Annotated in this window: 18 protein-coding genes; 4 read left to right on the top strand and 14 right to left on the bottom strand. The window is 67.7% G+C overall.

Annotated elements, in window-relative coordinates; all coding sequences use genetic code 11:
* From VGL40_12760 to VGL40_12795, 8 genes are all read right to left on the bottom strand, one after another.
* A partial coding sequence (locus tag VGL40_12760) for a hypothetical protein (protein ID HEY3316133.1) occupies nt 1–557 on the bottom strand: 557 nt, incomplete at its 3' end.
* Nucleotides 541–1,293 (bottom strand): hypothetical protein, encoded by a 753-nt coding sequence (locus VGL40_12765; GenBank protein HEY3316134.1) that lies wholly within the window; start codon nt 1,291–1,293, stop codon nt 541–543. The genes VGL40_12760 and VGL40_12765, both read right to left, overlap by 17 nt.
* 48 nt (nt 1,294–1,341) lie before the next feature.
* Entirely contained in the window at nt 1,342–2,613 is a 1,272-nt protein-coding gene (locus VGL40_12770) for a serine hydrolase domain-containing protein (protein HEY3316135.1), read from the bottom strand.
* A 174-nt stretch (nt 2,614–2,787) separates the two neighbouring features.
* Nucleotides 2,788–3,699, bottom strand: a complete 912-nt coding sequence (locus VGL40_12775; GenBank protein ID HEY3316136.1) for an ABC transporter permease — start codon at nt 3,697–3,699, stop codon at nt 2,788–2,790.
* A complete protein-coding gene (locus VGL40_12780) occupies nt 3,696–4,895 on the bottom strand; it encodes an ABC transporter permease (GenBank protein ID HEY3316137.1) in 1,200 nt (399 codons plus the stop codon). Before VGL40_12780 ends, VGL40_12775 begins: the two co-directional genes overlap by 4 nt.
* Complete coding sequence (locus VGL40_12785; GenBank protein HEY3316138.1) at nt 4,892–6,436, bottom strand: ABC transporter ATP-binding protein; 1,545 nt, start codon at nt 6,434–6,436, stop codon at nt 4,892–4,894. Before VGL40_12785 ends, VGL40_12780 begins: the two co-directional genes overlap by 4 nt.
* Nucleotides 6,437–6,546: 110 nt before the next feature.
* Nucleotides 6,547–7,647, bottom strand: a complete 1,101-nt coding sequence (locus VGL40_12790; GenBank protein ID HEY3316139.1) for a BMP family ABC transporter substrate-binding protein — start codon at nt 7,645–7,647, stop codon at nt 6,547–6,549.
* 216 nt (nt 7,648–7,863) lie between these two features.
* A complete protein-coding gene (locus tag VGL40_12795; protein ID HEY3316140.1) occupies nt 7,864–8,532 on the bottom strand; it encodes a lactate utilization protein in 669 nt (222 codons plus the stop codon).
* A 236-nt stretch (nt 8,533–8,768) separates the two neighbouring features.
* Between VGL40_12795 and VGL40_12800 the strand changes: the two genes are divergently transcribed.
* Together VGL40_12800 and VGL40_12805 are read left to right on the top strand one after the other, a co-directional pair.
* Entirely contained in the window at nt 8,769–9,566 is a 798-nt protein-coding gene (locus VGL40_12800; GenBank protein HEY3316141.1) for a TIGR04076 family protein, read from the top strand.
* Nucleotides 9,563–11,488: an aldehyde ferredoxin oxidoreductase family protein gene (locus VGL40_12805; protein ID HEY3316142.1), complete on the top strand. Its 1,926-nt coding sequence runs from the start codon at nt 9,563–9,565 to the stop codon at nt 11,486–11,488. Before VGL40_12800 ends, VGL40_12805 begins: the two co-directional genes overlap by 4 nt.
* 118 nt (nt 11,489–11,606) lie before the next feature.
* On the opposite strand, the gene addA is transcribed toward VGL40_12805, so the two are convergent.
* From addA to VGL40_12820, 3 genes are read right to left on the bottom strand one after another with little or no spacing between them, the layout of a single operon-like run.
* Nucleotides 11,607–15,575 carry a helicase-exonuclease AddAB subunit AddA gene (gene addA / locus VGL40_12810; GenBank protein HEY3316143.1) on the bottom strand — a complete coding sequence of 1,323 codons (3,969 nt, stop codon included), beginning with the start codon at nt 15,573–15,575 and terminating at the stop codon, nt 11,607–11,609.
* Entirely contained in the window at nt 15,572–19,117 is a 3,546-nt protein-coding gene (gene addB / locus VGL40_12815; protein ID HEY3316144.1) for a helicase-exonuclease AddAB subunit AddB, read from the bottom strand. Before addB ends, addA begins: the two co-directional genes overlap by 4 nt.
* 28 nt (nt 19,118–19,145) lie before the next feature.
* Nucleotides 19,146–20,063, bottom strand: a complete 918-nt coding sequence (locus VGL40_12820) for a DMT family transporter (GenBank protein ID HEY3316145.1) — start codon at nt 20,061–20,063, stop codon at nt 19,146–19,148.
* A 109-nt stretch (nt 20,064–20,172) separates the two neighbouring features.
* Here VGL40_12820 and VGL40_12825 point away from each other — a divergent pair, with 109 nt between their 5' ends.
* Together VGL40_12825 and VGL40_12830 are read left to right on the top strand one after the other, a co-directional pair.
* Nucleotides 20,173–21,828, top strand: a complete 1,656-nt coding sequence (locus tag VGL40_12825) for an HD domain-containing phosphohydrolase (GenBank protein ID HEY3316146.1) — start codon at nt 20,173–20,175, stop codon at nt 21,826–21,828.
* A 57-nt stretch (nt 21,829–21,885) separates the two neighbouring features.
* The gene (locus VGL40_12830; protein HEY3316147.1) at nt 21,886–22,017 is read left to right on the top strand and encodes a hypothetical protein; all 132 of its coding nucleotides are present in this window, start codon (nt 21,886–21,888) and stop codon (nt 22,015–22,017) included.
* A gap of 354 nt (nt 22,018–22,371) precedes the next feature.
* Here the strand turns inward: VGL40_12830 and VGL40_12835 are convergent, their stop codons facing one another.
* The 3 genes from VGL40_12835 to VGL40_12845 form a co-directional block, all read right to left on the bottom strand.
* Nucleotides 22,372–23,175 (bottom strand): MBL fold metallo-hydrolase, encoded by an 804-nt coding sequence (locus VGL40_12835; GenBank protein ID HEY3316148.1) that lies wholly within the window; start codon nt 23,173–23,175, stop codon nt 22,372–22,374.
* A gap of 158 nt (nt 23,176–23,333) precedes the next feature.
* A complete protein-coding gene (gene cobO, locus VGL40_12840) occupies nt 23,334–23,870 on the bottom strand; it encodes a cob(I)yrinic acid a,c-diamide adenosyltransferase (protein HEY3316149.1) in 537 nt (178 codons plus the stop codon).
* A gap of 39 nt (nt 23,871–23,909) precedes the next feature.
* Nucleotides 23,910–25,022, bottom strand: coding sequence for a P1 family peptidase (locus VGL40_12845; GenBank protein HEY3316150.1), 1,113 nt, complete (start codon nt 25,020–25,022; stop codon nt 23,910–23,912).
* Between the last annotated feature and the right edge of the window lie 13 nt (nt 25,023–25,035).

Below are 25,035 nucleotides of genomic sequence, written 5' to 3' on the forward strand. Positions count from 1 at the left end.
CTATAGTAGATGCTCCGGTAGGAGGCGATCCTGCTCAGCCCGGCCACCGAGAACATGGTCATCACGGTGGCCAGCGCCGTCACCGCGTTGATCATCCCGAGGGCGGTGGCTTTCTCGCCCTTCCTCGAGTGCCTCAGGATCATCGATGATTGGACCGGGTAGAAGACGTGGAAGCCCGTGCTCATGACCAGGGTGGCGGCGATGAGTCCGACGAAGCCCGTGACATGGCCGTAAAGGACGAGCCCGAGAGCGACCACGGCCATACAGACGGCGGCCAGGGTGGACTGGGGAAGGGCGAAAGCCACGACGGCCAGGAAGCCGGTGGCCAGCCCGGGGAGTTCGCGAAGGCCCTCGATGGCCCCGACCTGATCCCCGGGGATCCTCATGTCTTTCAGGAAGTTGGGGTAGACCCCCCGGAACAAGCTCTGGCCCAGCTGGAAGAAGAGGGCCGAGAGGGCGACGAGGCCCAGGTCCCTCCCCAAAGAAAAAACGCCCAGGGCCGAACGAGGCCGGGCCGGGCCTTGCGAAGGTACGTCACGGTCAGTGGGATCCGGCATGGTCGGCCCTCCTGGCCAGGGTGATGGTCCCCTCGCCGGGATCGCCCACCTCTTCGGTGACCCCGATGTATCGCAAGTAACCGGTGAAAGCGGAAACCAGAGCGGCGTATTCTCGCCCGTTCTGCGGGAGGCGCGTCTCCGGCGGGATCCGGAGCTGCCGAAGGAGCTTGTCGGGAAGGTCTTCGCGGATCATCCGGCCGTCCTTGAACTCCGCCGGCAGGCTGAGATAGACCAGGCTCGACTGGGGGCAGACCTCGATGAAGTCTTCCCCATAGACCAGGCCCTCCCGGTCGAGCAACTCGCGGATGGCCAGGGCCCGGCAGGTCCTGCCGGTGAGGGTCGCCCGGGCCCGGAGGGTCTTCCTGAAGTCCCGTAACTGCGGGTCCTGGGTGAGGATCCGGTCCGCCAGTCTCAGGTCGTAGCCGGCCCGACCGTCGGGTATGGACAGCGGGGTGTCGAAGGCGACGATCCCCGGCATGAACTCGATGATCAGGCTGACCAGTTCCTCGTCGGCCCGGGTGACGAAGCGGCCGACGAGATCGAGCCGTTCCCCTGACCCGACGCCGGGGGCATAGGCTTCGGCCCACAGGCGGGAGGCCTTTCCATCCCGCTCCGGCACGCTCATGCACTCGGCCAGAACCGGCAGACCCTTTCCGTCCTTCTTCAGGACGCAGAAAGCGGTCGGTTCATAGGCGGAAGCAGTGATCGGCGTCAAGTCGACCCCGATGAAGTTCATCCGGTACCTCCGGCGGCCGTCCACGCTCTTCCCGGAGGCCGGCAAACCTTAGGGCCGCAAGCCTCCGAGCACCGCGTTGTGGAACTTGGGCCGACAATAAATTATACCAGCCTCAGCGCGGGGGTGCAAACGGTTAGTCAAGAGGATCATCGCCAGACGGTGCTCCGGGTCGATCCAGAGGGACGTCCCGGTGAAGCCGGTGTGCCCGTAAGCCCTGGGGGTCAGGAAGTCGCCGCCCGAGAAGGGGCCGTTCTCGTCCCCCCGGCGAACGCGCAGGGGCGGCTTGCTCCAACCCAGGCCGCGCGGGGCACCGAGATGGCCGGTCCAGTCCCGGGTGGCCGACTTGACGAGGGCCGGCGAGAGCAGTTGCCCCCGTGGGCCGACTCCGCCGTTCAGCCACATGGCGGAGAAAGCGGCCAGGTCCCGTCCGGTGGAGAAGAGCCCGGCGTGACCGGCCACGCCTTGCAGACCATAGAAGCAGTTGCCGTCATTCGCTTCGCCGCAGATGGTCCCGGTCCGCCAGCCGTTGAAAGCGGCCGCTTCCGCCCCGACGAGCCCCTGTTCGACCAAATTACCCACCTCGGTGGCGGCCGCCCGGGCGGGGTCGACCGGGGCCTCCCGGGCATCGTCGGCCGGGGCACTGTCGCCGTGAGCCGGCTTGCGGGCCCCAGGGGCCAGAGCGAAGGCGGTATCCAGCATCTTCAAGGGCCGGAAGATCTCCTGATCGGCGAAGCCATCCAGCCGCAGGCCGGTGGACCGGTGGACGACCTCACCCAGGAGGATGAAGCCGAGGTCGCTGTAGAGGACGCGGGTCCCCGGCTCGTAGGCCAACGGTGTCTGGCAGGTCGCCCGGATGACCTCTTCGGGCGTCCGGCAGTCGAGGTAGAAGGGACGCCAGGCCGGGAGCCCGGCGGTGTGGGTCAGCAAGTGCTGGAGGGTGACCGAGCGCTTGCCGTCCCCGTCGCCCCCCGCCGCTCGCCACTCCGGGAAGAACTCCCCGATCGGCTCGTCGAGGGCGATGTGCCCCCGGCCCGCCAAGATGAGGAGCGAGGTCAGAGTGGCCACCGGCTTGGTCAGCGAGGCCAGGTCGAACTGGGTGTCGAGGGTCATCTCCCGCTCGGTCGGGACGACCATCGCCCGGCCGAAGGCCCGTTGCGTGACGATGCCTTCGGGCCCGACGATGACGGCCACCGCTCCCGGATAGGCCCCGGTGGCCAGTCCGTCCTGAATCACGCCGAAGGCCCGTTCGAGGCCTCGGGGTAGGAACCGGTCGGCTGGGTTCAACGGCTCTTGCGGCTTGTCAGCGGGGAAGCCTCGCATGGCTCCAGCCCCCTACCTTGTCGTGGTATCCCTCGTGGCCATGCCCGCGCGTCGAGGCCGGATTGACGGCCATGAGACACAAGAGGCATATTCGTCCGGAGCGGCTCAACTCCTGCCGAAAAAAGAACGAGCGACCGCCGTACCGCGGCCGCTCACCCCGGCGGTCAAGGGCGCTCATGCCCCTCCGCGCTCGTAGGGCTCGCCCTCCTGCGCGGGGGCCTGCGCCCGCCCGACCACGCCGGCCAGCACGGCCAGGGTCAGCAGGTAGGGGATCATCTTGATGAACTGATAGGGGATCTTGCTGGAGACGACCCGAAAGCTGACCGACTCGGCGAAGCCGAAGAGGAAAGCGGCCCACATCGAGCCGAGGGCGCTCCAGTTGCCGAAGATCATCGCCGCCAGGGCGATGAAGCCCTTGCCCTGGGTCATCCCCTCGATGTACATCCCGGTGTGCTCGATGGCCAGGAAACTCCCGGCCAAGCCGGCGAAGGCGCCACCGATCGCCGTGCCGAGATAGCGCATCAGGTAGACGTTGACCCCGAGGGTATCGGCGGCCAGCGGGTTCTCGCCGCATGACCTCAGGCGCAGTCCAAAGACCGTCCGGTTGAGGACGTAGTGGGTGAAGGGGACAGCCAGCAGGGCCACGACGAGCAACGGCGAGATCCCCGTCACCAGCGGCTTGAGGACCTCGATCCGGTCAAGGCCGGGGATGTTCCACTTGGTGAACTGGTGGACCTCCGGGGAGGTCGTCGCCATGTGGAAGATCTGGATGCAGAGGAACCGGGCCAGACCCGCGGCGAGGATGTTGAGGGCCACGCCGCTGACGATCTGGTTGATCTTGAAGGTCACCGTGGCCACCGCGTGGATGAGGGCGAAGGCCATCCCGGCCAGCATCCCCAGGATGACCCCGACCATCGGGCCGTAATAGTAGCCCCCGACGGCACCGAAGAAGGTGCCGATGATCATCATCCCTTCGAGGCCGATGTTGACGATCCCCGATCGTTCGGAGTAGATGGCCCCCAGAGCGGTCAGGAGGACCGGGACGCTCATCCGCAGAGCGGAGGCCAGAAGTTCGCTGACGCTCATGCTCCGATGGCCTCCTTCTTCTTCTGGACCCGGATGTAGCGGGTCACGATTTCGTAGGCGACGACGATGGACAGGATCATCACGCCCTGGATGATCGTGATCACTTCAGCCGGCACGCCGGAGAAGACCAGGACACCCTCGGACCCCCGGCTCAGGAAGCCGAAGAGGAGCGCGCCCAGGATGACCCCGAAGGGGTCGTTCTTGCCGAGCAGGGCGACGGCGATGCCATCAAACCCGCGCCCCCTCGGGAAGTCGATGTCCATGTAGCCGAAGAACCCGAGGAGATCGGATAAGCCGACCAGCCCGGCGATGGCCCCGCTGATCAGGAAGGTCCGGAAGATCTGGCGCTTTGAGTTGATCCCGGCGGCCTCCGCCGCCGTCGGATTCTGGGCCACCGCTCGGATCTCATAGCCGAACGGCGTCCGCCAGATGACGTAGAAAAGGACCGCGGCCAGGGCGATGCCGATGAAGAGGAACCAGTTCACGTAGACGTGAGGCGGGAAGTTGACCCCCAGGTGGGCGAAGAAACTATGTAGCGTCGGCATGCGGGCCGAGGCCTCGATGAGGGGCATCCGCATCCGCGGGCTGCCCATCCCACCCTGTCCGACGACTTGACTCTTGTCCATGAAGACGTTGGCGATGAAGAAGTGGAGGAGAGAGGCGGCCACGTAGTTCAGCATGATCGTGCTGATCACTTCGTGGACCCCGCGCTTGACCTTCAGGTAGGCCGGGAGGAGGGCCCAGAGGGCTCCGCCGAGCATCGCCGCGACAATGACCAGCGGCAAGTGGATGTAAGCCGGCAGGCCCTTGACGGTGAACCCGACGATCGAGGCCATCATCGCCCCCATCAGGTACTGGCCCTCGACACCGATGTTGAAGACGTTGATCTTGAAGGCGATGGCGCTGGCCAGCCCGGCGAAGATCAGCGGGGTCGCCCGGAAGAGGATGGTGGCGATACTGTCGGCTCGCCCGAAGCTGAAACTGAACATCCTGGCGTAGACGTTCAGCGGGTCCTTGCCGATGGCCAGCATGATCAGGGAGCCGATGAGCGAAGCGAAGAGGATGGCCAGGAAAGGCGTGGCGATCTGCAACCACATGAACCGCCGCGATTGCTTGTCCAGGGGCAACGGGGTGAGGCGCCGGCGCCGCGACCCGGCCGGCTTGGGCTCGTTGGCGCCCGGTGTGGTCTGGCTCATGCGGTCGCCCCCTCTCCGGCCTGACGCTTGCCGCCGGTCATGTAGAACCCCAGCTCCTGAGGCGTGGCCTGGTCGGCCGGGATCTCGGTGACGATCTGGCCGTTGTAGATGACGCCGATCCTGTCGGCCAGGGACATCACCTCTTCGAGGTCGGCCGAGACCAGCAGGACGGCTTTCCCGGCCCCCTTGGCCGCTAGGATCTGCTGATGGACGAATTCGGTGGCCCCGATGTCCAGCCCCCGCGTGGGCTGCGAGGCGATGATCACCTTCGGGTCGTGGGCGAACTCCCGGGCCAGGATGACCTTCTGCTGGTTCCCGCCGGAGAGGGCCAGGGCCGGGTTACCCAGGTTGGACAGGCGGATATCGAAGCGCTTCCTGAGCTCCTCGGAGTGGCTCATGATGGCCGCGAACTTCAGGCCGCTCGGTTTGGAGAAGGTCGGGTTACGCTGGAAGCCCAGGATCAGGTTCTCCCAGATGGTCATCGGCAGGACCAGCCCGCGCTTTTGGCGGTCCTCCGGGATGAAGGCCAGTCCCCTCTGGCGGAGTTCGGCCGGAGAGAGGCCGGTGGCCGCTTGCCCCGCCACCCGGACCGCCCCCGCGCTGAGCTTGCGGAGGCCCATGATGGCCTCGATCAGTTCGGTCTGCCCGTTGCCCTCGACCCCGGCGATGCCGTAGATCTGGCCCCCTCGGACCTTGAACGAGGCCCTGTTGACCAACGGCCGGGCGCCGCGCCCGGGGACCGTCAGCCCGTCCGCCTCGAGGAGGACGTCGCCCTCCGCGACCTGGGGCTTGGTCAGGTTGAAGAGGACCGGCCGGCCGACCATCATCTCGGCCAGGGTCCGCTTGTCGGTGGTCGCCGCCTCGACCGTCCCGACCATCCGTCCCTGCCGAAGGACGCTGACCCGGTCGGCGATCTCGATCACCTCATCCAGCTTGTGGCTGATGAAGATGATCGTCTTGCCGGACGCCTTCAGGGCCTTCAGGTTGGCGAACAACTCCTCGACCTCCTGGGGGACGAGGACGGCCGTGGGTTCGTCGAGGATGAGGATTTCGGCCCCGCGATAGAGGACCTTCAGGATCTCCACCCGCTGCTGCTCGCCGACGGAGAGGGTCGAGACGAAGGCCCCCGGGTCCAGGGCGAAGCCGTACTTCTTGCAGAGCTCGGCGATGTCCGCCTGGATCCGCCCGAAGTTTAGCCAGGCTCGGGTCGGCTCGTGGCCGAGGACGATGTTCTCGGCGACGGTGAAAGCCGGGATGAGCATGAAGTGCTGGTGGACCATGCCGATGCCGAGGGCCACCGCCCGACCGGGGGTGTCGATGGACGCCTTCTGCCCGCGCAAGTGGATTGCCCCCGCGTCCGGCCGGTAGAGGCCGTAGAGGATCTTCATCAGGGTGCTCTTGCCGGCGCCGTTCTCGCCGACGATGGCGTGGATCTCGCCGGTGTTGACGGTCAGGTCCACCCGATCGTTGGCCAGCACGCCGGGAAACCGCTTGGTGACTCCCTCAAGCCTGACGATCTCAGCCCCGGTGGTGGGGGTCACAGCGCATCAGTCCTTTTTCGGCAATTCAGCCAAGCCTTGGTAAATGCCTCTTTAGCCAAAATAGGGGGTAGAGCCCGGGAGGCTCCACCCCCTATCGTGGAGCTATGGAGTTACTTCTTGAGGCCGTCGGCGAAGGTCTTGGCGTCCTTCATCGTCTCGGGGACCTTGATCTCGCCGCTGGCAACCTTCTTGGCGATGGCGTCGAGGTCGGCCTTGATGGCCTGCACGCCCGGGTTGTCGGCGTAGCCGACGCCGTTGTTGGCCAGGCCGAAGGTGGCGTAGCCGCCCTTGTAGGCGTTGTTGATGACGGCCTTGACGGTCTCATAGACGGAGACGTCGACCCGCTTGATCATGCTGGTGACGACGTACGGCTGGAGGTCGGCGGAGACGCTCAGGTACTGGTCGGAGTCAACCCCGATGGCCAGCTTCTTCTGGGCCGCGGCGGCCTGGAAGACGCCCATGCCCGAAGCGCCCGAAGCGTGGTAAACGACGTCGGCCTTCTTCTGGTACTGGCCGAGGGCGAGCTCCTTGCCCTTGGTCGGATCCTTGAAGGCGTCGCCGGTGGTCCCGATGTAGGCCGACAGGACGTTGATCTTCGGGTTGACGTACTTGGCGCCGGCGTAGTAACCGGCCTCGAACTTCTCGATCAGGGGCATCTTCATCCCGCCGACGAAGCCGATGATGCCCGTCTTGGACAGCTTGGCGGCGGCGGCGCCGACGAGGAAGGACCCTTCATGTTCCTTGAAGCCGAGGCAGACAATGTTGGATTTGTCGTCGAGCTTGTCAACAAACCCGTCGACGAGGCCGAACTTGGTACCGGGGAAGTTCTTGGCCACCGCGGACAGGGCGTCGGTGAAGAGGAAGCCGACCCCGATCTCTAAGGTGTACTTGTCCTCGGCGAGGGTCCGGAGGAGCTGTTCGCGGTTCTCACCGCCGGCCGACGGCTCGAGGTACTTCCACTCGTACTTGCCGGTCCAGGTGGTGCCGTCCTGCTTGGCGGCCGGGTCGAACTCCTTGATGGCCCGCTCGAAGCCGGCGAAAGCCGAGTCGTTGAAGGACTTGTCACCGCGACCGCCGACGTCGAAGACCAGACCGATGCGGACGTCCGGGCGCTTGGGCGGCTCAAGGGCCTTCTTGCAGCCCGCCGCCAGGACGATAGTTAGTGCTAAGCTGGCAACGAGGATGAGTGCCAGGAGCTTTCTAGTCCTCATTTTAAGAATTGCCCTCCTTCAGTCTATCTGGGACTACGTTCCCCCTACTGAGTCCGCGGTCAACCTCGACTGCGCTCTCACCCCCACAGTATGGCGCGGTCGGGCCGTGGCCCGGCCAAGGATTTGGTCCAATGCCAAATGGAGAGATTCTTTTTCATTTAGGATGAATCCTGCCCGGTGGCCAAAATTAACCCCGGTTCAAACCCCATAAATGGGTCAATATCCCAGTTCAGCTCCCACCAGGATGACGCTATAGCTGGACCTCGCCGGCCGCCTTTCATGGATCGTCGTGACCGCGCAGATCCTGTCCGGGGAGGAGCAGTCGGTGCAGCGGCCGGTCACGGCACAGGGGGTCTTGAGGTGAAGGCGGATGGCGTTCATCGGTGCGGCCACTTCCTTGATCCTCTTGAGGGCCCCGCCAACGTCATCGACCAGCTTGTTGTAGCCGGCGATGATGATGGTCCGGCGGGGGCCGAAGATCATCGCCGCGGTCCGGTTGCCGCCGCCGTCCGTGTTGACCAGCTTGCCGTCCAGGGTGACCGCGTTGGAGCTGGTGATGAAGATGTCGCTGGAGGCCTCTTCGAGATGGATGCGGCGGGCCTCCTCCGCGGAAAGGCCGGGGAGCCAGTGGTGGACCACCCGGTGTCCGCCGTCCGCGAGCCGTTCGGGGAGGCCCAGTTGTCGGGCGGTCATCGAGCCGGCGACGCCGACCGAGGCACCGTCGGGGATCAGCGCGAGGACCTTGGCCACGGCCTCTTCCGGGGTGGCCACGTAGGTCGCTTCGAAACCGTTCTTCTTCAGAGCCTTGACGGCCTGCTCCGCACGGGCTCGGGCGTAGGCGGCCGGGACGGCGCCGAGGAGGTCGGCGGTGATATCCTTGGTCATGTCTATCGCTCCTAATGTGTGCCCTTGATCGACCCCAGAAAAGCAGGCCTTTTGGCCTCAGAGAGCAAAACCCTCGTTGTATTCGAAATAGGGCCGATGTTCTCCTGCCCGGTTCAATCCCCAGTTATTGGCCGACCGTGGGGGCGACCCCAGGCCTCCGAGCCTTCCCGGCGCCTCGCATTCCCGGTTGACGGCCACCGACGACCCTGCTAGATTTGAAGCAAGGTGGGATGTCCATGTACGACCTCAGGATCGTCGTTGAAGAGGTCCGCGGTTTCTGTGACCTGCCGATGCGCCCCGGCGACTACATCGAAGTCAAGGGCGGCCGGATCTGCATCCCGGATGGTGGGTTCTTCTGCCTCTGGGCTTTGCAGGCCCTGATGCCGATGATTCCCGTCAAACAGCGGCGGGTGGTCGAAGACAATGATTGGCTGCCGGATACGAGCCGGATGGTCTGTCCGGACCCAGACGGCCAGGTCATCTTCAGGTTCGAGCGGGTGGCGGCCGATGAAGCGCCGGGCGCGAATGGGGGCGGGAACACGCTCGGGAACGGCGGCCCGACCGCGCCCAAGACCGCGCCCCGCCGCGAGCCGCCGAAGCGCCTGCTGGTCGACGAGCAGGCCTGTTCCGGCTGCCGTTCCTGCGAGTTGGCCTGCAGCTATGCCCATGAGCAAGTCTTCAGCGGCGAGATGGCCCGGGTCGTCGTGACCAAGGCCGAGGCCGCCGGGATCGATCGGCCGACCGTCTGCCGGCAATGCGGGGCCGCCCGCTGCGTCCAAGCTTGCCCAGAGGGCGCCCTGTCGCGGGACCCCGGGACTCACGCCATCCTCGTCGACGGCCGTCGCTGCACTGGTTGCGGCGACTGCGCCGAGGCGTGCCCCTTCGGCGCCGTCAGGCTCTCGCCGGCCGGCGGCCGGGCCTTGATCTGCGACCTCTGCGGCGGGTCTCCGGCCTGCGTCGCCGAGTGCGCCACGGGAGCCCTGACCTACGGCCGGGCCGGTGCCCGGGTCGCGGCCGGGGGTGGCCGAAGATGAGCGGATCGAGCCACGGGTACGCCGGCCGCATCCTTCGCATCGACCTGGACCGCCGGGTCTGGCGGGCCGAGCCGCTTGACCACGGCGCCGCCCGGCGTTTCATCGGCGGGCGGGGGTTCAACGTCGCCACGCTTTACGCCGAGGTGGCCCCGCACACGCCGGGGCTCGACCCGCAAAACCGGCTCTGCTTCGGAGTCGGACCGCTGGTCGGGACCCTTTTCTCCGGGGCCTCCCGGTTCAACGTCAGCGCCATGTCCCCCCAGACGGGCATCCTCGGGGATTCCAACGCCGGCGGCTTCTTCGGCCCCGAGCTGAAGTTCGCCGGCTGGGACCAGGTCATCCTGGAAGGCCGGGCCGACTCTCTCATTTACCTGCTGGTGACCGAGGACGGGGTCCAGTTCCGGCCGGCCGACCATTTGCGCGGCCTGGATGTCTGGGCCACCGACGAGGCCGTCCGCCATGAGCTGGACGACGACCGCGCCCAGGTCGCCGTGGCCGGTCCGGCCGCGGAGAAGGGGGTCAAGTTCGCCGGGATCTTCACCAATCTCGTGCGGGCGGCCGCCCGAACGGGGATGGGCACGGTCATGGCGGCCAAGAACGTGAAGGCCATGGCCGTCCGCGGCCGACGGCCGGTCACGGTGGCCGACCCGACCCGGTTCATGGACCTCGTCCGGACTCTGAACCAGGAGATCAAAGACCACGACCAGTATCAACCCCGCATCGCCCTGGGGACCACGCGGCTCCTGGGCTCGCTGAACGAGATGGGCGCCCTGTGCGTCAGGCACTACCAAGTCGGGCGGTTCGAAGCCGCGTCCGAGGTCTCCGGGGAGACCCTGGCCGGCCGCTACCGGGTCAAGGGAAAGAGCTGCTTCGCCTGCAACATCCCGTGCAGCCGATTCTTCCGCGTGGGCGACGGCAGCTTCGCCGGCCTGGCCAGCGAGGGCCCGGAGTTCGAGGGGCTGGCCGGCTTCACCTCCAAGCTCGGTCAGACCGACCTGGCCCTAGGCCTGGCGGCCATCGACAAGTGCAATCGTTACGGCCTGGACGTCATCGGCACGGCCGAGGTCATCGCCTGGGCCATGGAGCTGAGGCAGCGCGGCCTGATGAGCGACCGCGAGGCCGACGGCCTCGAACTGACCTGGGGGAATGGCCCGACCATTCTGGCCCTGATCGACAAGATCGCCGTTCGGGAAGGCTTCGGCGACGTCCTCGCCGACGGTGTCCTGGCGGCGGCCCGGAAGGTCGGGCGGGGCAGCGAGTCTCTGGCCATGCAAGTCAAGGGGCTGGAATTCTTCCAGGCCGATCCGCGCGGGCTCAAGGGCTACGCCCTCGGCCTGGCCGTCGCCAGCCGGGGCGGGGACCACCTGCGCTCGGAGCCGTCCTTCGAATTCAGCGAGGATGCCCCGGCCGGTCAGCGGCGCTTCGGCGCCGCCGAGTCGGCCTTCCGCCTGGAGCACAAGGGCAAGGGCCGGCTGGTCAAGCATTTCGAGGAACTGTGCGCCCTGGCCGACTGCCTGGAGGCATGCAAGAACACCATCGTCAACATGGAGGTCCTGCCCTTCGACCGGGCGGCCGAAATCCTGCGGGCGGCCACCGGCCTGGACTTCGACGGCAACCAGGTCCAGCAGGCCTGCGAGCGCCTGATCAACCTGGAACGCCTCTACAATGCCAGGGAGGGTCTGAGCAGAGCCGATGACCGTCTTCCCGAACGCTTCCTGAAGGAGCCCCTGCCCGCCGGAAGCGGGCCCTCCACCGGCAGCGTCGTTGAGTTGGAGCCGATGCTCGACGAGTATTACTCGGCCCGCGGCTGGGATCTGGCGACCGGCCTGCCTGCCCCGGAGAAGCTCGCCGAACTCGGGCTCGGCGAAGAAGCCCGCCAGGTCGAGCTGAAGCGGACAGGCCGCGGACGAATCGGCCGCTGACGGGCCGGCGGGCAAAGTCCGACCGGTCGGCCGCGGATTGAGCCATCACCGAGAGCAAGCCACGGCGCCCCGCAACGCGCGGGGCGCCGTTATTCGTCTCCCCCGGTCCGGCGGAGGCCTATTCCGGCGAGACCTCGACGACCCTGCCCGAATGGAGGAAGACCAGGGCCGTCCGGGTGACCGGGCGCCCCAGGATGGTCGCCACGGCCTTCCCGTACAGGGCCAGCTGTGGCCGATAAGCCTCGGCCGCGGTCGGCACGGCTTCGGCCGGCAATCGGTCGGTCTTGAAGTCGATGATCGTCTCCCCTTCGTCCTCCTCCAGCAGGCAGTCGATGATCCCCTGGACGAGGACCGACTCTTGGGCGGCCGGGTGGCCCGGGTAGACCTCGCCGAGCGGCACGGCGAGAGTGAACGGGACTTCGCGCTTGGCCCGCGGGCCGGCCGCCCGCACGGCCCGCCCGAGATCGGACTGCCAGAATCTGGCCAGGGAGGGCAGGTCGACCACGGCCGCCTGCTCCTCGGTGAGGAGGAGGTCGCCGACCATCCTCGTCACCTGGCCGGCCAGGTCCTCCGGATCCAGAGGTCGGGTCAGGTCGAGGTTCTGTAAGACCAGATGGGTGGCCGAACCTCGCTCGGCGCCCCCCAGTCCCGCTCCCTCGTCGGCGAAGGCCGGCCGGCGCCAGTCCCCCGGGGCCCGCCCAGCGGGACTGATCGGCAGGGCCTCTTCGTCTAGACCGAGGGACGCCTCGTCCGTCCCAGCCGGCACGCGGTCACGGTCGGCCCCGGCCCGCAGGAAGGCGCTGACGCTCACCTTGGCGGCCACGGTGGTCGCCGGTCGCTCGGGATATGACCAGGCCAGGTGGCGCCTGATCGTCTCCCGGAGGCCGGGGTCCGGCGGCTGCGCGGCCGACCACGGGCGGAGCTCGGCCAGGTCGTCCCAGGGGAGCCCGGCTTCCCGAGCCGGTGCGGCGGCCTGCAGGACGGCCCTGCCCGGCAGACCATACAGGCTGACGGCCCATCGCGAGCCGCCGGCCCCGGCCGGGCGGGGTTCCGCGCTTGTCGGCCGGCCGGCCAGGTCCTGCAGATAGCGCCCGTCGGGGTGCCTGAGGAGAGCCGAACCCAGCCAGTCGAGCCAGCAGCGGGCGGCAGCCAGCTGATGGTCGGGCAGGGAGCCGCCTTCCGTCCCCCCCATGGCCCAGCCACGGCAGGCGGCGGCCAGGTCGCGCTTCGACCCGACCAGAATCAGCCGCTCTCTGGCCCGGGTCATCGCGACATAGAGAATCCGCATCTCCTCGGCCAGCGTCTCCAGGGACAGGCAGCCTCGCACCGCCAGCCAGGCGATGGTCGGGTAAGCCAGGCGCAGCTCCGGGTCAACCAGGTAAGGTCCGAACCCGAGTTCCCGGTGGAACAACCAGTCGGCCTTGAGGTCGTTCAGGTTAAAGAGGTGGCCGAGGTCGGCCAGGATGACCACCGGGAACTCGAGGCCCTTGGCCCCGTGGGCGCTGATGATCCGGACGACGTCCTCATCCTCGCCGACGGCCCTGGCGGTCCCGAGGTCCCCCAGGGTCTCCCGAAGCCGGTCGATGAAGCGCAGGAAACGGGACAAGCCCTGGACGGCGAAACGGTCGAACTGCCCAGCCCGGCTGTGGAGGGCCAGGAGGTTGGCCCGCCGTTGCGGCCCACCCGGCAGGCCACCGACATAGGCCAGGTATCCGGTGTCTCGATAGAGCCGCCAGACCAGGTCGCCCAGGCCTTCGCGCCGGGCCCAGGTGCGCCAGTCCTCCAGCCGCTCGAGGAAGGCGGCACAGCGGTCGGCCAGAGAGCCGGCGGGGTCCGCCCCCTTCCCGGCCGCGGCCGCCTGGAGGGCTCCGCAAAAGTCGGCCTCACGGGCAGCCAGCCTGATGGCGGCCAGATCGGCCTCGCCAAACCGGCCGACGGGCGAGCGGAGGACGGCCAGGAGCGGGATGTCCTGCCGCGGGTTATCGATCACCCGCAGCAGGGCGAGCACGACCTCGATCTCGGTGGCCTCGAAATAGCCCGTCCCCAACTGGGCGTGGACCGGCAGGTCGTAGCGGTTGAAGACCTCCTGGAACTTGTTGGCCCGTTCCTTGGTCGCCCGGAGGATGACGACGATGTCGCGGAAGCGCACCGGCCGGTATGTCCCGGAGCCTCGGTCGAGGACCGAGAACTCGCTTCCGCCGACCATCGCCCGGATCCGCTCGGCGATGACCACGGCTTCCTTTTCGGCGGCCTCGAGGTCCTCCCGGTCGGCTTGTTCGGTCTGGTCGTCCTCGCCGGGCTCGTCCCCGCCGCCGGGTTCGTCCCGGTGGGCCGCCTCGTCGCCGTCATCCCTGGTCCCCGGCCCGCGTTCGATGAGGTGCACTTCGACCGGCCCCGGCGGCGTCGGATGAGCGCCGTAGTCGGCCTTCCCGACCAGGGCGGCCCGGTCGTCGTAGGTGATCTCGCCGATTCGCTTCGTCAGGATGGTCCGGAAAATGAAGTTGACCGCCTCGACGACCCCCGCCCCGCTGCGGAAGTTGGCCCTCAGGTCGAGGCTCCGGCCGTCCGGCGGGGCCCCCGACTCGGCCCCGCCGCCCTCGGCCGGCCCCCGCGCGCCCTCCAGCTCGTCGCCAACCCCGCCGTACTGCCGGTACTTGCGCAGGAAGATCCCCGGGTCGGCCAGGCGGAATCGATAGATGCTCTGCTTCACATCGCCGACCATGAAGAGGTTCGGGCGGCCCTCCCCCCATTGCCTCGAGACCAGGCGCAGCAAGGCTTCCTGGACTCCATTGATGTCCTGGAACTCGTCGACCAGGACCTCGTCGTAGCGGGCCTGGAGCTCATCGGCCAAATCCGTCGGGTGCAGGGGCTGCTCCGCCGAAGGGTCCGCCTGGCCGGCGCCGGGACCGACCAGGGGCCCTTCATCCGCCCCCTCCACGTCCTTATCGGTCAACAGGTCGAGGGCGTAGTGCTCGAGGTCGGCGAAATCCAGTTGGGCCCGGGCCAGCTTGGTCTGGCGGTAGGCCCGGGCGAACTCGTTTACCAGCTCGGAGAGGGACCGGGCGGACGGGCGGACGGCCTCGATCTCGGCCAGGAGGTCGGCCTCAGGCCGCCCGAAGTAAGCCTGGTGAACATCACCCAGGATCTTCTTGACCGTGTCCCGAGCTTTCTTGACGGCCTCCTTCAGCTCCGGCGAGGCGGCTCCGTCGCGGGCGGCGGGAAGCCGGGCGAAGTCCGGCGCGGCCTCGAAGGCGGCGTGGGCGGCCGCCCACACCTTGGTCTCCAAGGCCCGGCGCAGGCCGCACAGGATCAGCCGGTCGCCCTCAAGGGCGGCCTCATAGGCAGCCGGCCCGCCGGGCAGGGTGCAGAGTCCCTTGGCCACGTCGACGAAACCTTCGGCGCGGTCGACGGCCAGGGAAACCTCTTCCAGGGCGGCCCGGCCCCAGGGGTGGTCGCCCAACCGGAGTCCCGGGGGCAGGTCGAAGCTGGCGGCGGCGCGGCGGAGCCAGGCCTCCGGGAAGGGGACTGAGCGAGAGAAGTCGTAGGCCTTGAGGACGAGGTTCCTCAGCCCCTCATCGCCGCGGACGCCCCCGTACCGGTCGACCAGGCCGGTGAACTCGGTCCCGCCGGCCTCGTACCGGCTTTCGAAGAGGGCCTCGAGGACCTCCTGCCGGAGCAGTCCGGCCTCCTGCTCGTCAAGGACCCGGAAGGCCGGGTCCAACCCTGAGCGGTGGAAGTTGGCCCGCAAAAGTCTCAGGCAGAAGGCGTGCAGGGTCGAGATGGAGGCCCGGTTGACCAGGGCCGCCTGGCGACGGAGCCAGGCCTGGTCTGGATCGGCCGCCAGGAGACCAGTTAAGGCCTCACGGATCCGACTTTTCATCTCAGCCGCGGCGGCCTCGGTGAAGGTGACCACGAGGAGCCTGTCGATGCTGGTCGGCCCGGCCCCCTGGCGACCGGTGATCCGCCGGACCACCCGTTCGACCAGGACGGCCGTCTTGCCGGCCCCGGCAGCCGCGGAGAGAAGGACGTTGCTCCCGCGGTGGTCGATGGCCGACGACTGTTCGTCAGTCCATTTGGCCGGGCTCATGGGCGATCACCTTTCGGGGTTTCTGACTCGTCGGCCGCGGTGATTTGCTTCCAGGCGTCGTCGTCGGACATGGTCAGGCGGCGATAGGCGTTGCCGGGCAGGAGGACGTCGAAGCCGCAGGCCGCCCGGAACTCGCAATAGGCGCAAGGGCGCTCGGTGCCGCGCCGGTACGGGGCGACCCGGACGTCCCCGCCGACGATGGACCGCCCGGTGCTTCTGATCAGGCGGCTGGCGAAGGCGATCAGGGCCCCAAGCCGGGCGGCGTCGACGGCTCGGCGGCTCTTGCCCACCGTGCCGTCCTTTCTCAAGCGCAGGGGGACGATGGGCGATCCGCCGGCCACCTTCTCGTCCATCAGCCGGGCGGCCTCCGGGTCGGCCAGGAACATTCCCCCGGCCCGCAGTTGCTTGAGTAGCTCAGCTTTTCGCACCTCGTCCGGGAGAGGGCCGGGGGCCTTGAGGAGCGGGTCCCGCACCTTCAAGTACATCAGGCCGGCGGGTTCCTCGGCCCCGCCGAGGTTCTGGCCGGCCACGGCCAGATAGACCAGGAGTTGTAGGCTGAGCCCGTAGTACACGTCGGCCGCCCGGAGGTCGGCCCGTCCGCTCTTGTAGTCGATCACCCGGAGGAAGCGGCGCCGGCCGGACTCGGCCAGATCGACTCGGTCGATGCGCCCGCGGACTTCGACGGCCGAACCGTCACCCAGGTCCACGCGGAAGGCCGGCCACGCCTCGCCTGGGCCGAACCCGACCTCGATCTGGGCCGGGAGGAAGCGCCCGCGACGGGCGTGCTCGAGAAGCACGCCGGAGGTCCGGCGGAGGGTTCGCTCCAGAAGATGGCCGAGGTAGCGATAGCGGGCCGAGCTCAGGAGGATGCGGTCGCGCAGGCCGGGGGCGACCTCCCTGACCACCGCCCGGATGGCCTCGGAGGCCTCTTCCGGCGACATGGCGGCCAGGTCGATCCCGTCGGTCATGGCCCGCCCGACGAAGAGCTGAAGGGCCTGGTGATAGAGGCTCCCGAGGTCCGGGGCGTCGACCTGATGGACCTCCCGCACCTTCAGCCGCAGCCCGTCGGCCAGGAAATGCTTGAATGGGCAGGCGGCGAACCGCTCCAACCGGGTCACGCTGGTCCGCAGAGGGTCGCCGTAAAGCCGGCGGACTACCTCCGGCGGGAGCGGTCCGGCCGCGTTGCCGTGATTCAGCGATCGCAGCAGCGGGGCAGCCGCCCGACGGTAGGCTTCATCATCGGCCAGGACCCCGTAGACCTGAGCCCAGAAGGGCCCGGGGGGCCGGGTGCCGCGGGCGGCGGCCAGCCGGCGAACCAGGTGACCGGCTGCTCGGCCGGGGTCGGTCAGGTAGCCCAGGGCTTTCTGGGGCTGATCGCCGGGGTCGAGGCCGACCGTCGTCGGCCGGAGTCCGGGGAAGATCAGGCGCACCCGGTTGACCAGCGGCGAGGGGCCGAGCGGGCGTCCTTCCTCGTCGGCCAGCGCATAGCTCAGGTAGAGCCGTTCACGGGCCCGCGTTAGAGCCACATAGCCCAAGTAATCCTCATGGAAGGAGCGCAAGCGAGCCGGCGGTCCGAGCTCGAGCCCGCCCCGGAGGAGGTCGTCGCGGTCCTGGTCGACAAAGACGGTGTCCTCGGCGACCACCGCCGGGAACGACCCGTCGTTCAGGCCGAGGACCAGGATGGCCCGGAGCTCCGGTTGACGGGAGCGATCGACCGCTCCCACCAGCACCTGGTCGAGACTGGGCGGGATGAGGCCCAGACGGAGACTCTCGAGGCCGGTCTCGACGACCCCGGCGAACTCGGCCAGCGTCATCGCCTGATCGCCGAGGGCCGAATCGATCCGTTCCATCAGCCCGACCAGGCCGTTCCAGACTTGCTCGTGCTGGCGGGCCGGCTCGAGCAACCCGGCGGCGACCAGCTCATCGCGCCAGGCCGCCAGCCGGGCCGGCACCCTGAGTTCCTCGAGGAAGTGGGCCAGGCTCCTGACCAGTCGGCCGGCGGGCGCGGGGGTGGTGACGGAGGCCCGGATGCCCTCGACGAAGCGGCCCACCAGGCCGCGCACCGCCCGCCTGGCCCGATTGACCTGGGCCAGTTCCTCGACCTCGGCGGCGGAAGGAGCCGCCCCGTCCGGACCCAGGGCGACCCGCCGGAAGGTCCACGGCCGGTCTTCCGACCAGAGCCGCCCACGCAAGCCGTGGGCCAGCACGTAGTTCTCCAGTTCATCGACGGCCCCGCGGTCCAGCGGGACGAGGTCGGTTTTGAGGCTCCGAAAGAGGGGTTCCGGGGCCCAATACGAAATGGCTGTCTCGAGGGTCGAGCGGACCAGTTCGACCAGCGGGTGATGGGCCGCCGAGCGGCGGCTGTCGACGAAGTGCGGGATCCCGTAGTCGGCGAAGACCGTGCTCACCAAGGCGTGGTAAGGCTCGATATCCCGGACCAGGACGGCCACGTCACGAAAGCGGTAGCCCTCGTCGCGGCAAAGCCGGATGATCTCCCGGACCGCCGCATCGACCTCGGTCCGACGGTTGCCCGCGGCGACCAGGCTGACCGCCGCCCCCGGGGGAGCGCTGAAGGGCCTCGGAGACGGTCGGGTGAATTCCCTTTCCAGATGGGTCAGGACATCCGAGCCGGCGAACCGGGTCGGGGTCGGGCTCGGGCTCGGTCCCCGCCCGCCGGCCGCCGGCAGGACGAGCGGCGGCTCGATCGTTGTCCCGGACGCTTCGGCCAAGGTGAGCAGTCGCCGGTGGGTCTCCCTGGTCGCGTGGAACAGGTCGACTTCCTGGGGTGGCCGGTCCACCTCCGCCGGGTCGAGGCAAAGCGCGATGTCCACTCTGGCCGCCGTCCTGAGGAGGGCGGCGATGACCCCGTACTCCTGCGACGTGAAACCGGCGAAGCCATCGATAAAGACGCTCGCCCCGCGCACCGTGGTCGAAGTCTCGAGGCGCTCGGCCAGGAGGGTCAGATAGTCGTCGGGGTCGGTATACTTATCCTTCAGGTAGGCTCGCCACTCCTCGCCGATCAGGGCCAGGTCGCGGAGCTTGCCGGCCAGCGTCGACTGGCCCAGACCCCGCGCCGCCAAATTCTCCGCCTCGCTTCGCAGGTCCTCGGGGCCGATCCGGTAGGCTGCCAACTCCTTCAAGGACCCGGCCAGACGGTCGACGAAGCCGGCCTGGGCGGCCGGCCGGCCGAAGACCTCGAGCCCGTCGCGCCTCCTCTGGAGGATAGCCCGAAGGACAAGCCGCTTGCCCAGGTCATCAAGGTGCGGTCGGGCCGCCCCGCCGGTCTCGCTGAGGACCCGCCAGGCCAGGCGCCGGAAGCTCAGGACCTGGGCCCGTAGGCTGCCGGCCCCGCCCGCGGAGGCCCCGGGACCCGAGCCCCCTTCGGCCCAGAGAGCCCGCTCCATTTGGAAGGAAGCCTGCTCGGGAACGATAAAAATAAGCGCCGGCCCTTCCGGGCTCCGGCGTGACTCGGCCTTGATCTCGCCAAGACAGGTCCAGGTCTTGCCGGTGCCCGCCCGGCCGAGGATGAAGCGCAGGGCCAATGCCGCCGACCTCCAATCCTGGAGATGTCTAGTGCTTCGACGGTTCCCTCGCGGGTTCCTCCGGCGAGGCTGCCACGGCAGCGACAATCAGACACCCACCGAGCACTTGCCAGGCGGTGAGCCGCTCGCCCAGGACGAGGACGGCGAGGACGGCGGTGATGAAGGGCTCGAAGGCCCCGATGATCGAGGCCTGGGAGGCCGTGATCATTCTGAGGCTGCCATAGAAGGCGGTCAGGGCGAAGGCCGTCGTGAAGAGGCCCAGGCCGGCGATGGTTGCCCAGGCCCCCGGGGTGACGCCCGAGAGCCCCACGCCGGAGACCGCACCGACTCCCCCGAAGACGACCGCCGTGCCGATGACGACCAGGGACGACGACACCGGGCCGGGGATGGCCCCCAGTCGTTTCTTGACCACGATGATCGAGGCCGCGTTGGCCGCCGCGGCGCCCAGGGCCATCAAGGGGCCGAGCAGATTGACCCGGGTGCCCGGCGACCAGACGACGAGGGCCACCCCCACCAGGGAGAGGGCGAAGGAGACCGCCTTTTTCGGGGTCAGCCTCTCCCCCAGGAACGGGTGGGCCAGGAGGCCGACCATCGTCGGGAAGGTGAAGAAGCAGATGATCCCGACTGAGGCCGAGACCAGTCGGAGGGCCAGGGCCAAGAGGAATGTGGTGGCAACGTTCCCGGCCGTGGCGAAGGCGATGGCCGTCCCCTGAGAACGATCCACCCGCCCGCCCCTGACCAAAAAGGGTCCGACCAGTGGCAGCACGGCCAGGCCGGCGACGGCGAAGCGCAGGGTCACCGCGGTCAGAGCAGTCAGGCCCAGTCCGTAACCAATCTTCATCAGGACGGCCTCGGTGCTGAAACCGCAGGCGGCCAGGAAGGCCAGGAGCGGACCTTGAAAGTTGGAGCGATGCAGGACAGAGCGACTGTCTTGGGCGAGATTCACCGATTTCTTCTCCGTTTTCTCCGTCGTTCGCGCTCGGGGTACCCTCATAATTCCACACGGTCTCATCGAAACCTGTTTTGAAGTGTGACCTTTTCCGGGAGGATTGGCAGTGACCGCTGACACCGTTGCCAAGCCGGCCGCCCGTGATCGTCGCCAAAGGGGCAATCACCTCTTCGGGCGGGGTCTTCTCAAGGCAGCCATCGAGGAATTCCAGGTCTGGCTGGACGAAGCCGTCGAGGTCCAGGACAATCTGGCCGCGGCCCAGGCCGAGAACGCCCTGGGGGTCTCCTACCTCGAGGAGTCAATGGTCGAGAAGGCGGTGCCTCGCTTCCAGGAGGCCCGCCGGCGGCTCTCCAAGGGGCCCGTGAAGGACCCGGACACCCTCGCCAAAGCCGAGGCCAACCTGGGGTCGGCTCTCTGGCGGCTGGGGCAGTTCGCCCGGGCCGAAAGGCACCTTCGCCGGGCCCTGTCCCAGGTGAGTGAACTCGGCGACGAGGTCCTCCAGGGGCGGATCTTGATGTGGCTCGGTGGGCTTCACCTTGACCAGGGTTCCTACCACGATGCCCTGGGTGAGACGAACCAGGCCCTGATCCGCTTCGAGCGGACGGCCAACCGCTACTTCGAGGCGATGGCCTGCAACAATCTGGGCATCGCCCACGGCGCCCTTGGCCAGAATCGGCGGGGCCAGGTCTACCTGGAGCGGGCCCTGGCGCTGGCCAAGGGAATAGGCGATCAGAAACTGGCCGCCTACACTTACACCGAGATGGCCCGGATCTATTATCTGCAGGGTGACCAGCAGCTGGCCATGCACTTCTGCAACCAGTCGCTGATCGCTCTGTTCTCCGACGTGAACGCGCTGGACCGCGAGGAGGTCGGGCAGGTCTCCCTGATCTTCTCGCTTATTTTTGAGGCCATGGGTCAACCGTCGAAGGCGATGGTTTACGCCCGCCGAGCCGCTCAGTACTTCAGCAAACTGAAGGTCAGAGCCCACTTGGCCGAAGCCGAGGCGGTCGTCCGGCGGCTCAGGAGCAGGACTCCCGAGCCTGCTAGGGCGATGGAAGGACACTGCCGGCAGGCCGTCGAAGAGGTTAAGCCCGCCAAGGCCGAGCAGGCCCTACGGGCCCTCTACGGCCGGCCCGAGTCTCCGTTGAACCCGGAAGGGCCGGACGGCGAGCCGGACGCCGAATTCGCCGAGCAGGAACTGCGCTTCCACTACCTGGACACCTTTCTCCGTTTTGCCGACGCGATCGAAGCCAAGGACCCCTATACCCGGGGTCATTCGGAGCGAGTGACGGCCTACGCCCTCAAGATCGCCGAGGCCATGGGCCTGAGCGGGAAGGACCGCGACGTGTTGTCGTTGGCCGGGCGGCTGCACGATGTGGGCAAGGTCTCCGTCGACACGGCCATCCTGAACAAGCCCGGAGCCCTCACGGAAGAAGAGTATGCGGCCATCCGTCGGCATCCGGAGATTGGCGCCGACATGACCCGCTTCATCCTGACCTCCGAATCGGCCGTTTCCCTGGTCAAGCACCACCACGAGCGGTACGACGGGACCGGCTACCCGGGCGGCCTCAGGGGTGACGCAATCCCTCTCTTGACGAGGATCCTCAGCGTCGCCGATGCTTACGACGCGATGACCACCGACCGCGCTTACCGCCAGGCTTACCCACATTCACTGGCCCTCTTGAAGTTGAAGGATGAGGCCGGCCGACAGTTCGACCCCGAAGTGATCGCCGCTTTCGAACGGCTTCACCAGGTCGATTGAAGCCCGCCTTCGCCGGTTGACGATGCGTCCAGTCCGCTAAGGAAAGGGGAACTCATCGTGAGAAGGGTCAAGTGGTTGGTGGTCAGCTTCCTTATCGCCGTGGTATTGCTCATACCTCTCGAGGCGTCGGCGGGTATCTGCAAGGGACCGGGGCTGTTGGTCGTCCCCATGTACGGCATCGTCGATTGAGAGATCCCGGAATAGACTTCGTCCTGCAGTGACCGCTTTCTGAACCGGTTTGAACGATGGCCCGCGACCGATCATCGGTCACGGGCCTCTTCTTTCGGTGGGCAAAAAGAGCCCCCGCCCTGTCGCCGTGGGAGCGGTCATAGGGCGGGGTTCAACCCGTGTGGGCAGGTCGGGCGATGTGATTGAGACCGGAACTTGGCGCCTGGAACTGAGGCTCACTTGCCGCTTGGAGCTGGGGCCTGTTTGCTCCACCCCTTACATCGAACCCGACCCGGCCAAAGTTTATGTTTTTGGGCGCTGCCGCTGTGGACCAGTATCGGGTGACTAGGCCCGATGTCACTCGTCCTAGCCCAACTATCCCGACAGTAACAGCGAGAAACGCGGGAAATCGAAGCATCTCCCCAACCTTGTCCGGCGAAAGGGGTGGCTGCCCGAGAGGGCCAGGCTGAGGCCGGCTTGCACCTCGGTCAGGAGGCTCGAACCCAGGGGCGCCTCCTCATGCCCCGGAAGCAACTCGCGAATGGGCGGGTCCATGTCGAGGAGCCGTCGCAACCCGGTGGCCAATCGCTCCGGCTCGGCGTCGGGGGTCTGGACCCAGATCGTCCCGGCATAGGCGCAATCACCGATGAAGAGGCGGCCAGTCGCCTCCTCGAGGTAACAGATGCCGCCGGGGGAGTGGCCCGGCACCGACAGGCACTTGAGGCTCCGTCCCCCCAGGTCGATGAGTTCGCCCCCGGTCAGCAGCCGGGTGGCCTTCTTCGGCCGGTAGGCGTAGGTCTCGGGGTCTAACCCCTTTGGCAGAAAGGGCCGCGAGCCTGGGCGCCTGAGGGCCTTGCGGAAATCGTCGAGGTCCGGGGAGCCAAGGAGCAGAGGGGCTTCGAGCCCATGGATGGCCACCTCGTCGAACTCGGCGTTGCTCCCGCAGTGGTCCCAGTGGCTGTGGGTATTCAGGACCAGCACCGGCAGGTGGGTGATGGTCTCGATGATCGGCCGGATGGGGACGAAGCCTAGGCCGCTGTCGATCAGGGCGACCCGCTCGCAGCCGATAACCAGATAGCTGTTCACCCAGAAGACCTTCCAGCTCGGGTCGACCAGGCCGAGCGGTTCGGCCAGGCGGTAGATATCGCCGGGCAAACGCGTCACCTTGATCCAGTCCATTGATCAGCCACCCCCAACCCCTCTGGTGCCGGCGCGGCCTCGGCCCCGTCAATCCATCTCTGCCACTCGCCGAGAGCAGCCGCGGGCAAAGCACTAGCCCGGCCCCAGCCGGGCTAGACCAATGCTCCGGGTTCACCGACGACTCCGGCCGGGGACGGCTAGAACTCGATCCCCTCGCGGGCCTGCACTCCGGCCTCGTAGTGGTGCTTGATCTCGAGGACTTCGCTGACCAGGTCGGCCTCGCGGACCAGTTCCGGCCGGGCGTAGCGACCGGTCAGGACGAGGTCGACGTGGGTCGGCCGCCGGTGGACCAGCTCCAGCACTTCGTCCAGGGTGATAAGGTTGAAGTCGACGGCGACATTGATCTCGTCCAGGATGACCAGGTCATGCTCGCCGGCGGTGACCACCTCGTTCGCCCGGGCCAGCCCTTTGGCCGCCAACTCACGGTCTTCCGGCGCAGGGTCGGCCTTGTTGACGAAGGTCTCCAGGCCGAACTGATCGATGGTCACCCCCGGCAGGTACTTCCGCATCGCGATGACCTCGCCGTAGTTGGCCGAGCCCTTCATGAACTGGATGACGTGGACCGTCAATCCGTGCCCGACCGCCCGCAGGGCCAGCCCCAGAGCGGCCGTGGTCTTGCCCTTGCCGTTGCCGGTGAAGACCAGGCACAGGCCGCGCTTCCGGCGATCGACCACTGCCCCCACCTCACTTCCGAAGCTATCCTTGCTGCCTCTTCACTTGAGGCGTCCGTACTTCCGCAGGACGGCCACCAGTTCGTCGATGGGGATGGCGTAGGCCGTGTTGCCGTCGCGCCCCTCGGCCGTCTCGGCCATCAGGAGCGAATTGAGGACGGCCTCCTCGACGGCCTCGATGGCCGCCTGGAAGAACGGGTTCATCCTCGACCGCGAGCCGATCATCACCTCGAGGGGCATCGTGTTGGGCCGGTAGTTGCGGGGGATGGTGCAGCCGGTGCTGAAGGCGATCATGAACTCGCCGCTGCCATAGGAGGCATAGGATCCGGCCCGGCCGAAGCCCAGGGCGGTCCGCTTGGCCAACTGCCGCAGGTGGTGTGGAAGGAATGGGGCGTCGGTGGCGACGACGATGACCCCCGACCCCTCGACGGTGTCGGTGGTGGTCAGACCGGATATCTCCTCGCCCACCGGAACCCCCAAGACCTGCATGGCCCAACGTTCTCCGAAGTTGGTCAAGACAAGGACGCCGAGGGTGTATGTCCTGTCGCCCAGCGTGATCAGCCGGGAAGCCGTACCGATTCCGGACTTGAAGTCGAAGCAGGTCATCCCGAGCCCGGCCCCGACGACGCCTTCGGCCACCGGGCCGGCGACGGCCGTCTCGATGGCCCTGATCACGTGCTCTTCCTTGATGTGGCCGCCCTGCATGTCGTTGAGGTAGCTGTCATCGCACTCGGCGACGATGGGCACCACCGGGTCGTGGGTCAGCCCCAGGCTTGGGTATCGCTTGATCATCCAGTGGAGGACGGCGTCGCGGACCACCCCGATGCTGACCGTGTTGGTCAGGGCGATGGGGGCCTCGATGATCCCCAGTTCCTCGATCATCACGGCGCCGTTAATCTCGCCGGCCGAGGCCAGGACGAAGTGGCCGGCGAAGAGCCGGTTCAGAAAGCCGTCCTGGAACAACTGGTCGGGCACGACCACGGTGACCCCGGTTCGGGCCGGCCCCTCGCCGGGGACCAGTCTCCCGTATCCATGGACAACGTCGCAGTGCCCGACGCGGACGCCGGGAACGTCGGTGATGGCGTTGTGGACTCCGGGCGCGAACCGGCCGATGTTGATCCCCAAGTCCCTAGCCCGCTTGCGCCGCTCCGCCATGGTTCCCCCTCTC

Source organism: Bacillota bacterium, assembly GCA_036504675.1.
GTDB lineage: Bacteria > Bacillota > Sulfobacillia > JAJYWN01 > JAJZPE01 > DASXUT01.

Bases quoted from the DNA above. Each gene is read 5' to 3' on its own strand.
- VGL40_12765 (HEY3316134.1), bottom strand. From the start codon at position 1,293: ATGAACTTCATCGGGGTCGACTTGACGCCGATCACTGCTTCCGCCTAT.
- VGL40_12770 (HEY3316135.1), bottom strand. From the start codon at position 2,613: ATGCGAGGCTTCCCCGCTGACAAGCCGCAAGAGCCGTTGAACCCAGCC.
- VGL40_12775 (HEY3316136.1), bottom strand. From the start codon at position 3,699: ATGAGCGTCAGCGAACTTCTGGCCTCCGCTCTGCGGATGAGCGTCCCG.
- VGL40_12780 (HEY3316137.1), bottom strand. From the start codon at position 4,895: ATGAGCCAGACCACACCGGGCGCCAACGAGCCCAAGCCGGCCGGGTCG.
- VGL40_12790 (HEY3316139.1), bottom strand. From the start codon at position 7,647: ATGAGGACTAGAAAGCTCCTGGCACTCATCCTCGTTGCCAGCTTAGCA.
- VGL40_12795 (HEY3316140.1), bottom strand. From the start codon at position 8,532: ATGACCAAGGATATCACCGCCGACCTCCTCGGCGCCGTCCCGGCCGCC.
- VGL40_12800 (HEY3316141.1), top strand. From the start codon at position 8,769: ATGTACGACCTCAGGATCGTCGTTGAAGAGGTCCGCGGTTTCTGTGAC.
- VGL40_12805 (HEY3316142.1), top strand. From the start codon at position 9,563: ATGAGCGGATCGAGCCACGGGTACGCCGGCCGCATCCTTCGCATCGAC.
- addA (HEY3316143.1), bottom strand. From the start codon at position 15,575: ATGAGCCCGGCCAAATGGACTGACGAACAGTCGTCGGCCATCGACCAC.
- VGL40_12835 (HEY3316148.1), bottom strand. From the start codon at position 23,175: ATGGACTGGATCAAGGTGACGCGTTTGCCCGGCGATATCTACCGCCTG.
- VGL40_12845 (HEY3316150.1), bottom strand. From the start codon at position 25,022: ATGGCGGAGCGGCGCAAGCGGGCTAGGGACTTGGGGATCAACATCGGC.